General features: G+C 69.8%; 10 protein-coding genes and 1 pseudogene. 6 read left to right on the top strand and 5 right to left on the bottom strand.

Annotated elements, in window-relative coordinates; all coding sequences use genetic code 11:
• The coding region (locus G4D87_RS23905; RefSeq protein WP_240358538.1) for a tRNA threonylcarbamoyladenosine dehydratase at positions 1 to 836 on the top strand (836 nt) is incomplete at its 5' end.
• A gap of 12 nt (positions 837 to 848) precedes the next feature.
• Here G4D87_RS23905 and G4D87_RS23900 read toward each other — a convergent pair.
• Positions 849 to 1,832 (bottom strand): RecB family exonuclease, encoded by a 984-nt coding sequence (locus G4D87_RS23900; protein ID WP_163784521.1) that lies wholly within the window; start codon positions 1,830 to 1,832, stop codon positions 849 to 851.
• Positions 1,833 to 1,928: 96 nt separating this feature from the next.
• Between G4D87_RS23900 and G4D87_RS23895 the strand changes: the two genes are divergently transcribed.
• The 3 genes from G4D87_RS23895 to G4D87_RS23885 all read left to right on the top strand — a co-directional run bounded on the left by G4D87_RS23895 (position 1,929) and on the right by G4D87_RS23885 (position 4,258).
• A complete protein-coding gene (locus G4D87_RS23895; RefSeq protein ID WP_163784520.1) occupies positions 1,929 to 2,756 on the top strand; it encodes an SDR family oxidoreductase in 828 nt (275 codons plus the stop codon).
• Positions 2,753 to 3,877 (top strand): A/G-specific adenine glycosylase, encoded by a 1,125-nt coding sequence (gene mutY, locus G4D87_RS23890; protein ID WP_163784519.1) that lies wholly within the window; start codon positions 2,753 to 2,755, stop codon positions 3,875 to 3,877. Before G4D87_RS23895 ends, mutY begins: the two co-directional genes overlap by 4 nt.
• 156 nt (positions 3,878 to 4,033) lie before the next feature.
• Complete coding sequence (locus tag G4D87_RS23885; RefSeq protein ID WP_163784518.1) at positions 4,034 to 4,258, top strand: DUF2934 domain-containing protein; 225 nt, start codon at positions 4,034 to 4,036, stop codon at positions 4,256 to 4,258.
• A 99-nt stretch (positions 4,259 to 4,357) separates the two neighbouring features.
• Here the strand turns inward: G4D87_RS23885 and G4D87_RS23880 are convergent, their stop codons facing one another.
• Together G4D87_RS23880 and G4D87_RS23875 are read right to left on the bottom strand one after the other, a co-directional pair.
• Positions 4,358 to 5,197, bottom strand: coding sequence for an FRG domain-containing protein (locus G4D87_RS23880; RefSeq protein ID WP_163784517.1), 840 nt, complete (start codon positions 5,195 to 5,197; stop codon positions 4,358 to 4,360).
• 111 nt (positions 5,198 to 5,308) lie between these two features.
• Positions 5,309 to 6,400: a uroporphyrinogen decarboxylase/cobalamine-independent methonine synthase family protein gene (locus tag G4D87_RS23875; RefSeq protein ID WP_163784516.1), complete on the bottom strand. Its 1,092-nt coding sequence runs from the start codon at positions 6,398 to 6,400 to the stop codon at positions 5,309 to 5,311.
• Positions 6,401 to 6,539: 139 nt separating this feature from the next.
• Between G4D87_RS23875 and G4D87_RS23870 the strand changes: the two genes are divergently transcribed.
• Positions 6,540 to 7,136, top strand: a complete 597-nt coding sequence (locus G4D87_RS23870) for a hypothetical protein (RefSeq protein ID WP_240358536.1) — start codon at positions 6,540 to 6,542, stop codon at positions 7,134 to 7,136.
• Between the two features lie 59 nt (positions 7,137 to 7,195).
• Here G4D87_RS23870 and G4D87_RS23865 read toward each other — a convergent pair whose 3' ends face one another.
• The gene (locus G4D87_RS23865; protein WP_240358535.1) at positions 7,196 to 9,118 is read right to left on the bottom strand and encodes a HEAT repeat domain-containing protein; all 1,923 of its coding nucleotides are present in this window, start codon (positions 9,116 to 9,118) and stop codon (positions 7,196 to 7,198) included.
• Positions 9,119 to 9,424: 306 nt separating this feature from the next.
• On the opposite strand from G4D87_RS23865, the gene G4D87_RS23860 reads away from it, so the two are divergent.
• A complete protein-coding gene (locus G4D87_RS23860; protein WP_240358534.1) occupies positions 9,425 to 10,555 on the top strand; it encodes a hypothetical protein in 1,131 nt (376 codons plus the stop codon).
• A 66-nt stretch (positions 10,556 to 10,621) separates the two neighbouring features.
• Here G4D87_RS23860 and G4D87_RS23855 read toward each other — a convergent pair.
• Positions 10,622 to 11,521 (bottom strand): annotated as a pseudogene (locus G4D87_RS23855) (Hint domain-containing protein); the annotation flags it as partial.

The raw sequence follows: 11,521 nt of genomic DNA, 5'->3' as shown, positions 1-11,521 counted from the left end.
CTGAGACTCCGCCCACCGCCCCGGACTCGCTCGCCCGTCCCTTCAAGCTCTCCCGCCGCTTCGACCGGACCGGCCGCCTGCTGGGCGACTCCGCGATGGAGCGGCTGGCCAACGCCCGCGTGGTGGTGTTCGGCCTGGGCGGCGTGGGCAGCTTCGCGGCGGAGGGCCTGGTGCGCAGCGGCGTTGGCCACCTGACGCTGGTGGACCACGACGACGTGTGCGTCACCAACACCAACCGCCAGCTCCACGCGACAGTGAAGGCCGTGGGCAAGCCCAAGGCGGAGCTGATGGCGCAGCGCTGCCAGGAAATCAACCCGGCGGCGAAGGTGGAGGCGGTGCGCGAGTTCTACCGCGCGGACGTGGCCGAGCAGATGCTTCAGGCGGGCCAGTACGACTTCGTGGTGGACGCCATCGACAACGTGAAGGCGAAGCTGCACCTCTTGCACCGCTGCGTGACGCTGGGCGTACCGGTGGTCAGCTCCATGGGCGCGGCGGGCCGGCTGGACCCCACCGCCATCCGCGTGGAGGACCTGTCCGAGACGCACATGGACCCCTTCGCCAAGGACATCCGCAAGCTGCTCAAGCGCAAGTACGCGGTGGAGACGGACAAGCACACGGGCATCACCGCCGTGTACTCCATTGAAGCGCGGCGGCTGCCGGTGACGCTCCAGTACGACGACGCCACCGACGGCTTCCTGTGCGTGTGCCCGCAGGACAACGAGTTCCACACCTGCGACCACCGCACGCAGATTGACGGCAGCGTGGCCTTCGTCACGTCCTGCTTCGGGATGAACGCGGCGGGCGTGGTGGTGCGGCGGCTCGCGTCGGCGCGTTAGCCGGACGCCGCCTCACGCCACCTGCTGCGGCCGGGGCGCCTGGGCGACGGCGCCCTCGCGCCCGCAGGGACGGCGGAAGACACACCGCGCGCACGCCGTCAGCGACTCCGTGGGCGGAAACGCGGAGGCGTCCAGCGGCGTGTTGGTGGCCGCGTCCTTCAGCAGCGCGCGCATCTTCGCCACGCTCTGCTCGAAGTGCCGGCGGAAGGAGGCCATGGCGTCCGGGTCCACCGTGACGTCCTGCTCCTTGCCCTCGTTGAGGTACACGAGCGAGGCGCGCACCTTCTCCACCGGGAAGCGGTAGCGCTGCGCCACATAGAGCGCGTAGCCGAGCACCTGCTCGTCATACCCTTCGCGCGACTTGCCCGTCTTCCAGTCCACCACTACCGGCGTGCCGTCCGCGTCCACGAAGGCGAAGTCGGGAATCGCGAAGACCTTGAGGCCGTCCAGCGTGAAGTGGGCGAAGTCGAAGCCCGCGTCCACCTCCAGCCACTGCTCGGGCTTGAGGCTGTGCGCCAGGTCCTTCCAGCGCGAGGAGAAGAACCACGACAGCGCGGAGCGCACCGTCTCCCAGTTCTGCTTCCACGCCTCGTCCGGCACGGCTTCGGCGTACTCGTGCTCCACCAGGCCGGTGAACTGCTTGCGGTACTTCTGCGACCAGTAGTTCTTCGAGCGCGAGTGCCGGAAGTCGTCCTGCATCAGCTTGCGCGTGCGCGCCTCCACCGCCGCCGGGTCCACCTGGCGGCCCGCGCGCCAGTCCAGCAGCACGTCCTTGATGCTCTCGTGCACCACGCTGCCGGCCCACGTGTAGCGGTTGCCCAGCTTCTTCAGCACGTAGAGCTCGCGCACGTCCTTGGGCGCGCTCGCCTCCCAGCCGCCCCAGGAGCGGTAGTAGTAGAGGTAGTACGCGCGAAGGCACTCGGAGAACTTCTCGTGGCGGCTCTTGGACCAGGAGAAGTCGTTGCTGAGGGGAGGGCGCGGCATGAGGGCGCGCATCCTAGGCGTTCGCCCGCTCCACCCAAAGGGGAACAGGCGAGGAAACAGGCCCCCGCTGGTCGCCGAAAGACAGTCCCCCCAGGCAACCGGGAAGGTATGGTGCGCGCCGGCATGAAGACCCAACCCTTCAAGGGCCGGGTGGTCCTCGTCACGGGGGCTTCCGGAGGTATTGGCAGGGCGGCGGCGAAGGCCTACGCGGCGGCGGGCGCGGAGGTCGTCCTGGCCGCGCGTCGGCTTCCCGAGCTCGAAGCCGCGGCCCGTGAAGTGGCGTCACTGGGCGTGAGGGCACTGCCGGTGCGGTGCGACGTCACGGTGGGCGACGACGTGACGCGGCTGGTGCGCGAGACGGACGCCGCCTTCGGCGGGCTGGATGTGCTCGTCAACAACGCGGGCCAGGGGCTCTACGGGCCGCTGGAGGGCGTGGGTGAGGCGCAGCTCCGGCAGGTCTTCGAGCTGAACGTCTTCGGGCTGTGGCGGATGACACGCGAGGCCCTGCCGCTGCTGCGCAAGCGGCGTGGCGCGCAGGTGGTCAACGTCAGCTCCGTGCTGGGCCACCGGGGACTGCCCCTGCTGGGCGGCTACTGCGCGTCCAAGGCCGCCGTGAATGTGATGACGGAGTCGCTGCGCGCGGAGCTGGCCGCCGAGGGCATCCGGGTGCTGCTCGTGTCGCCCGGCTTCACCGAGAGCGACTTCCGGGAGAACCGCCTCCATGCGGAGGGCTGGCGACAGGACGCCATCCCCCTGAAGGCCATGTCCGCGGAAGAGGTCGCCGATGCCATGGTTCGCGCGAGCCGGAGTGGACGGCGCGACACCGTGCTCACGCTGCCCGGCCGGGTAATGGTGGTGGCCAACCGGTGGGTGCCTTCCCTGTTCGACCGGGTCGCCCGCCGCATGGCGGTGGCGCCAAAGAAGAAGGACGAATGACTCCCCGCAGTCCGCTCGCGGCCACTGTCTCCCCCGCCCCCGCGCACCTGGCCAGCGTGCGTGGGCCACTGCTGGACTGGTATGACCGGAACAAGCGGGACCTGCCCTGGCGCCGCACCCAGGACCCGTATGCCATCTGGCTGAGCGAGGTCATGCTCCAGCAGACCCAGGTGTCGACGGTGATTCCCTACTGGGAGCGGTTCCTCGCGCGCTTCCCCACGGCGCGCGCGCTGGCCTCGGCGCCGCTGGATGACGTGCTCGCGGGCTGGAAGGGCCTGGGCTACTACAGCCGCGCCCGCAACCTGCACCGCGCCGCGCAGGAAGTCGTCGCGCGCTTCGGCGGCACCCTGCCGTCCACCGCCGCGGAGCTGCTCGAGCTGCCCGGCTTCGGCCGCTACACCGCCGGCGCGGTGGCCTCCATCGCCTTTGGTGAAGAAGCGCCCCTGGTGGATGGCAACGTCGCGCGCGTCTTCTCGCGCCTCTTCGAGGTCGAAGGCCTTCCGGGAGACCGCCAGCGTGAAGCCACCCTGTGGGCACTCGCCACCACGCTGGTGAAGGGCGAGCGGCCCGGTGACTTCAACCAGGCCCTCATGGAGCACGGCGCCACCACCTGCCGGCCCGAGAACCCGCTGTGCCTGCTGTGCCCCGTGCGCGCCGGCTGCGTCGCCTTCCGCAAGGGCCGCGTGGACGAGCTGCCCCCCGCCAAGGTGCGCGCCCCCCCCAAGAAGCTGACGCTGGCCGTCGCCGTGTGGCCCCATGCCGGCACCCTCCTCTTCGCCCGCCGCGCGGACGCAGGCCTCTTCGGAGGCCTGTGGGAGCTGCCAGCCGCCGAAATCGCCGACGACGCACCCGACAGCGAAGCTTGTGCCCGGCTCGCCGCCGCGCTGGGCGTCGACGTGACACTGCAAGGCGCACTGGGCACCGTGAAGCGGCAGCTCACCCACCGGGACCTCTCGCTGCGGCTGCTGCGCGTCTCCGGTCCTCGCCGCCCCAAGAGCACGACCGCCTTCCAGGAGCTCCGCTGGTGCTCCCCGACCGACGCGGGGAGCTTGGGCATGAGCACCGCGATGCAGCGAGCGCTCGACGTCGCGCTCGGCGCAGGCGTGCTGTCAGGCGACTGAGGGCGCCCCGACGCCGCCCCCGCGCGTCCCGCCTGTGCGCCGCCCGACAACGAGGCAGTCCTCCTGTCGCACTGGCAACCCCGGCCCTGGCATGCCGGTTTCGTTCGGACTCGACCCGCCTCAAGCTCCGCGGACTCTTTCCGGAGGAATCCGAGCATGGCACGCCACACCGCCAACAAGCCGACGGAGCCGTCTTCGAGCCAGCCGCCAGCCACGTCCGCCCGGCCCAGGCCCCGGGCTCCGGAACCGCGTCCCGGCCCCACCAACGAGCAGATTGCCCGTCGGGCCTACGAAATCTTCCTGGCCCGTGGCGGCACGCACGGCAGCTCCGAGCAGGACTGGTTCCAGGCCGAGCGCGAGCTCCGGCTCGGCCGTCAGTGACAGTCCGCCGTCGCATCGCCGCCATCCACGACGGGACGGCTGCGACTTCATCCGCCGGGTGTCATTGCCAGGGGTGAGATGGCGTGCCGCCTGGCCCACTCACTTCGCCACGCGCCGCCGCTTGCGCACCGCCGGCGCGCCCGAGGCGCACGCGGAGGCACGTGGACTGTAGTAGCGCCGGAGCCAGCGGCTGAGCCCGTCGAAGCCAGGGAAGAGCACGCGCTCGGTGATGTTGCTCTGGTCCAGCTTGTCGCGCACCTCCCACTTGAGCGCGGCGGGAATGATGAGCTTGCGCACGCCCTCCGCCTGCGCTTCGAGGAAGGTGTCCAGGCAGAGCTCGGGCCCGTTCATCACCGAGAAGAGCGCGAACTGATTCACGATGCGGGCATCCAACGACGGCGGCTCCAGGAAGAGCACGAACGGGTGCCTCGCGAGCTGGTCGAAGGTCGAGAGGTCCGATGCCGCCGTGGCCAGCATCTCCCCCGTGAAGACGTCCGCGCCTTCTCGCTGGAGCAGCGTCTTCAGCCGCCTGGGAAGGTGGCGGTTCGTCTGGCGGTAGTCCACGCACCACACCACGCCGTCCTCTCCATACCGCTCCGGATTCTCTGTGAGGAAGTGGAGCGCCACATAGGGGCTGAAGGTCCAGTCCAGCAGCCGCGTGGGCAGCCCATGATGCTGGGCCAGGGCCAGCCAGTCCCAGAGTGACTCCACCGGCCGCGGACTGTAGCCCCGCGCGTACTTGCGGAAGGCCCTCAGCAGGTCCTTCTCCTTGCGCACGAACAGCCCCTTGCGGTTGAGCGCCGTGGACAAGTCATTGGCCACCTGGGGCATGCCACGGAAGACGAAGGTGGAGCGGTGGCGCCCCAACACCTCGCTCCACGACCCGGCGAAGAGCGCGTCCTGCAACTCCAACCATGTCCCGATACGCTGTTCCAACATGGGCGCATGAACCCCCGCGACAAAATAAGCATCGCGGCGGCCCATGCCCTGGGCAGGGAACCCTTCAGCGCGGCGTGACGAGCCCGCGCGGTGGCCGGGCCTTACGGCCGCTCAGTGGGGGTTCACGGTGTCAACGGAGGGACGCTCGGCGGAGAGCGCGCCCCGGAGCCGCCGCTGCGCCGCCTTGAGCTCCTCCAGGATGCGCTCCGCGTCGATGACCGAGCGCATCGCCAGCCCGCATGCGGGCGTCAGCACCACCGTGGACACCACCTGCGCGAAGGTGAAGCCGCCGGGCAGCGCCGCCTTCAGCGTGGCCTCCACCGAGTCCACCAGCTCATCCACCTCATAGGTGGACGCCAGGTCCGTGGGGATGATGCCCAGGCTCAGCGTCGCGCCCGCGCCAAGGAAGCGCTCCAGCGAGGCGCCCGCCTCCACCATGGCGTCCAATGACAGCCGCACGTCCAGGGAGAGCAGGTCCGGCTGGACGTCCAGCAACGCGGCCCAGTCCGTGTTCCCGCAGCAGTGCAGTCCCACCAGCGCGCCTTCGCGCTGCAAGGCCACCACCAGCAGCCTCAGCTCCTGCATGGCAATCAGGTGCCGGGGATTCGTGCGCTGGAGCGCATAGAGCCCGGGCTCGTCCAGGTAGAACAGCGGCGTGGTGCCCGCGCGGCGAAGCGCCTTCACCATGGCCAGGGAGCGCGCCAGCGTCAGCCGGTACATCGCCTCATCCAGGCCCGGCACCTCCAGCGCGGGCTGCCCGTCGGTGGTGCGCGCCACCGAGCGCACCGTGAAGGGGCCCGCGAGCTGCGCCTTCGCGAAGGCCAGCTTCCGCGTCTCCACCTCCCACAGGAAGGGCCGCCACGCCCGGCACGCCTCGGGGGAGGGCTCGAAGGCCTCGAACTGGCCGGACTGGAACGCCGCCTCCAGCCGCGCCTCGAAGGCCGCGCGCCCCGCCTGCCAGGCCGCGAGGTCCACGGTGCACAGCCCTTCCTCATCGAAGGCCAGGCCCGGCAGCCCCTCCAGCGCCGCGGGAATCATCAGCTCCGAGGGCTTGCCCACCGGAAGCTGCGGCAGGAACGGGATGTCCAGGGCCAGCGCGGCCTGGAGCCCCAGCTCCACTTGCGTGTGCGGCAGGCTCCCGATTCCGGTGGTGGCACAGGCAGGCAGCAACTGGACGGCTCGGCGGATGTTCGGCGCGCTCATGGCGCGGACTGTAGCCCCTCCCCGGCCTTCCGGTGTGGCTGCCCATCCCCGATGCGCCGGGTTCCCGACCTTCCTGTCCGGCAACAACGTTCCACCCGAGAACCGGGAGACACCCCGGCGGACACGGGAGGGGGCATTCATGAACAGGCGAGGTGGATGGGGGACGGGCACCCTGGCGGCGGCACTGCTCGCCAGTCCCGCCGTCGCGGAGACGCCCCGCGTCAAGGCGCAGCCCGCCCCGGGCTTCGGGGCCTCCGGCCTGACGGTGCGCAGCGGCGTGACGGCGTGGTCGGGCAACGTGGGCAGGGAGACGGGCGTGGGCGCGTTCCTGGCCCTGCTGGGCGAAGTCCCCGTCGTCTCCGGCGTGGGCCTGGAGCTGGGCTACGAGGGCTCCGCCAACGGCTACGCGGAGCCCCGGCGAGGCACGCTGTGGCGGCACAACGGCGGCCTGCTGGCCAAGGTGGGCCCCACGCTCTTCTCGCAGTGGAAGCCCTTCGTCGGCGCGGGCGCCGGCCTCAGCTACTTCCACCCCACGCCCATGGACGTGGGCACCGCCTTCGAGAAGGGCTGGGGCGCGGAGGTGCCGCTCGCCGCCGGGCTCGAGTACCGGTACAGCGGCGTCACCGCCGGACTGCGCGCCACCTACCGCGTGCTCGTGGCGCGGGACTTCGCCCCGGACAACGCCGACGTCGGCAACCTCTTCAGCGCCGACCTCGGCCTGGGGATGCGCTTCTGAGCCGCCGTTCACCGGCTTGCGCGGGGCCAGCGACTCGCCGCCGGAAAGCGGCGGGGACCTCAAGGGACGGTGTTGGCGAGCACCGCGTTGAGGAACCCCAGCGCCGCCTGCCGGATGCTGGCGTTGGAGTCGTTCTGACTGGCCCAGGCCAGCAGCGGGCGCACTTCGGGGGTCGTGGTGGCCCTGGAGCCCAGGAACTGGACGAGCTCCGCTCGCAACCCGTCCGACGGGTCCCCCCGCAGCGCCTGGTCGAGCGCGGACAGGAGCGGCCCCAGCGGGCGGAAGCTGATGGCGAAGAGCACGGCCTTCCGGACCTCCGGCGAGGGGTCCCCGAGCAGCCGCTGCGCGAGGAGCGGGTCCACCGCCGGGTCGGCAAGCAACCGCAGCGCCTCCACCGCGGCCTGCCGCACCTGGGGGGCCGCTTCACGGAGCCCCTCTTCGATATAGACGAGCGCGCTGGAGTCCCGTGTGTTCCCCAGCGCTCGCAGCACCAGGGCCTTCTCCTCCACCGAGCTCGACGAACGAAAACGCGCGCCCAGCTCCTGGACGAGCGTCTGCGCGCCCCGTGCGTCCTGGGACCCGGCCCCCATCCGCATGGCCGCGTTGCCCAGCGCCAGGGTCGCGGTGTCCCTCAGCTCCGGCTGCGTGTCGCGCGCGCGCGCCCGGAGCGCCTCCACGCCCTCCGGAGTGGGGGCCTCCGCCATGCCCAGGGCCGCGACCGCATCCGTCCGGACCGGCACGGACACGTCGCCATCCTCCAGGATGCGGGAGAGGGCCTGAATCGACTCCGTCGTACTGGCCGCTGACAGCGCGCCCAACATCGGGCTGGCGGCGAGCGGCTCCAACCCCTCGTGCAGCACCCCTGGCACCTTCAGGGCCTCAGCGGGATCCAGCACGAACAGCGCGCGCAGGCGCTCCATCGCCAGGGTCCTCGCGTCGTCCCGGGCCTGCGCGTCCTTGGGCAGCGCGCGCAGGTCCTCGAGCATGTCCTCGAAGCGGCGCCCCCCCAGAATCTGGCGGTGGTGGGCCTGTGGGTCCTGCGCGTGGCCCTGGATGCTGGCCAGCGGAATGGTGGTCAACCCGTCTCGCAGCGCGGCCAGCGCGCCGGGCAACGTGGTGTCCCGGCCCCGCGCCAACAACAGCAGTCGCAGCCGCAGTTCGTGACTGGCCCGGGGCATGCCATCTCCCGCGTCCACCTCGAGCTGCTCGCTGGCCACCAGCGACTCGGGCCACAGGTCCGCGCCCAACTGGAACTGGGAATCGGTGCGCACATCAATCCGGAGCTTGTCCTTCGCGAGCGGCTGGAGGCCCTGCACCGTCGCCACGTGGGTATAGGCCAGCTTCGACTTGGAGAAGCGCAGCGGCTCCTCGGCGCGCCGGTACGCGGCGTTGTACTGGCCCGTGGCATCGTGCTCCTCGCTCTGCCAGCCCGCGTCAGGGACGCCCTGCACCACGAACTGCGTCGCCGCCACCACCGAGCGGAGCAGTCCCTGCGCCAGCACGTCCGTGCCCGTCTCCATGTGGACGAGCCGCGCGGCCCCCGTGCGCTCCATCGTCACGAAGAACGGGAGGGAGAGGCTCCCCATCAGCAACTCCCGCTGCTCCGGGGACAGGGCGTCATGGCCCTCGATGTCGACGGAGACGCTCTCTGGCAACAGGCTCACCCGCGCATCGACCCGCGCGTCATTCGCGCTGACGATGCCCACACGCCACTCGCCCTGGAGGTGAAAGCGCATTGATGGCGGCGCATCCCCTTGCGGCTGCGTCTGCTTGAAGGCCACCTGCTGCGTCACGTCCAGCGAATACCGGTACTCCGAGCCTGGCACCCAGGCCCGCCTTCCATCCTCGCTGGCGCGCACGGGCTCAGGCCCGGAGCGCGGCGGGGGGGCCTGGAGCGCCGCCGGCGCGCGCGAAGGCCCCGGCGCCGGAGTGGGAATGGCCGCTTCCGGCTGACTCCACCACCACGCAGCGCAGAGACCCACGACGAGAAGGACTGCCAACGACAAGGTTTGATGACGCTTCGGTGCGGAGCGCATGACGCCAATCGCTAGCATGCATCAGGGGGGCGCGCCTAGGCCCAGCCGCCTCAAAATATACAACAGCGGCACCCCGCCAGCCCCGGGTCGCCCAAAAAACTATCCTCTAGCAGTATGTCACGATTGACACTCGCAGTGACATGCCTGTACGAGTTTCCTTGATTTCGGGCTCTATTTGACTGCCCCGAAAGGACACCGCACATGCAAAAGCCGAGAGCAGCATTGGGTTTCGCAGCGCTGTTGTTCGCAGTGGTGGCTCCGCAGGCTGCGCAGGCACAGGTGCCTGCGTATGTCGACCCGGTCATCTACACTGTCAACCCGGCGAGTTTCCCTGCCACGACCTATCCACCAGGCTATCAGCTCAACAACAACTACCCCTGGGAGTCGACCTATCCGTTCTCGCCTTCGTATTCGGCGACCGAGCGGCAAATCATCATCAATGACGAGCTCGCGCGAACGGGCGGCGTGCTGGGAACAGACCCGGTCGACGGCAGCCCGAACATCACCATCAACCAGGGCATCATTCCCGAGGCACACATCGAGAATGTGCAGCCCGCGGTCGTGGTGGCGACGGAAGTCACGCCTCCGTCCAATGGCACCACCCCTTTCAGCCGCAGCTACTACCGCAAGAATGACTTCGGCAACAGCCTCTTCGGTGCGGGCTACATCATTGATGCGGCGATGACGGCGTCTCCGTCAACGGGCGTCGCGGAGAAGAAGGTGGAGGCCTATGCCGACGGCAAGGTCTTCGCCGTGGCGTTTGGCACGGAGCGGGAGATTGTCCGGGGCCGCGCGGAGCTCGCCGGCCAGCAGGGCGGAAACAACAGCGGCACCGCCCGCCTCTACGCCATGGGTCAGCAAATCTGGTCCGGAAACCTGTACGCCAGCTTTGAAATCACGCCCATCAACTGGAGCCGCACGTTCTTCTCCGTCTCCAAGCGGTTCATGGTGGGACCGGTTCCCGTTTCGGTCGCGGCGTCCATCGGCGGCGGCGTGAAGCTGACGGTCTCCGGGCAGATTGGGCCGACCATCGCCAGGCTGACCGCCGCCGCGGGCGGCTGGGCCAACGCCACCGCGTCCGCGGGGGTCGACATCATCGTCGCGGGGGTCGGCGTCGAGGGCAACCTGGTCCTCGTCAATGTCAGCCTGCCCGCCTTCGCCGAGCTGTTCTGGCCGTTCTACTCGCTCGACTACACGCTCCGCTCCAACGTGAACCTGAACGCGCTCTCCGGCAACATCAAGCTCTGGGTCCGGGTAGGCTTCTGGTTCCTCAAGAAGACGTGGCGAGTGACCATCGCCAGTTGGTCCGGCACCACCCAGAACTGGAACCTCTTCACCCAGAACGGCTCCCTCATCCTGGGCATGGAGCCCATGGGCATGTAGGGCGTTGTTGACGCGCCGGGCGCGGAGCCGCCAGCAAGGCGCTCCGGGCCCGGCCGGGCTCCGCCGCTACTCGCCCGCGGGGACGAGGATTTCCGGCACGTTGCCGCGCAGAATCATCCGGTTCATCTCGTCGACGTACTCGCTCTGGAAGCGCTGCGAGCCATTGAGGTAGCCCTGGGCGATGATGATGTTGGACGTGAGGTCCTTCGTCGCCGGCCGCACGTTGTAGGCGCGGGTGTACTCCCACTTCTTGTCCAGGGCGACGATTTCATCCGCCTTGCCGTGGCGGTCCACCAGGCTGTCACCCACCCCGATTTCGCGGGCCCGCTTGAGCGTGCCGTCCGGCATGACGAGCGGGTGCTCGGTGGTGACGCGCAGCTCCCCGCCGGAGCGGGTGCGGAACGTGAGGATTTCCTGCTCCGTGGCGTCGCGGTCCACCGTGTAGCGCTCGACCCGGTTCTTCATGAAGGAGAGCGTGCCGAATGAGGCCCCGGGCGAGAGCGTCACCAGGTCCGTCCGCCCGGACTCCAGCGCCTCGCGGATGCCCATGGCGCCATCAGACAGGAGGATTTTCTGCTCCGGCGCGTAGCAGCCGGGCTCGCACAAGCCATCCATCTGGATGTGCGCGGGCTTGAAGGAATAGGGAACGCTGTTCTGGATTTGCGCGCCCGTGTACGACGCCGTCGCGGTCCCAGACGCCCCCGGCCCCTTCCAGGGTGCGTACATGTTGTTGGGGTCCACATAGATGGGGTACAGCCAGAAGCCCGCCGCCGCCGCGTCGAAGGCCTCCGTGGAGTAGGCGGAGTTCCAGAAGCGCATGTCCAGGCCGCCCCACACCGTGGTGCCGTAGGGGTTCTGCTGCTGCCAGCGCTTCGCCCACTTCTGGCGGCCCTCCGCCTGGTTCGCGTTGACCAGGTCATTCGTGCACCGGTAGCTCACTGGATACCAGCCGCCACCACCACCACC

This window comes from Myxococcus vastator (assembly GCF_010894475.1).
GTDB classification, from domain to species: domain Bacteria; phylum Myxococcota; class Myxococcia; order Myxococcales; family Myxococcaceae; genus Myxococcus; species Myxococcus vastator.
Note: the sequence above shows the minus strand (reverse complement) of the source record. Positions and strands in the feature narration are given on the sequence as shown.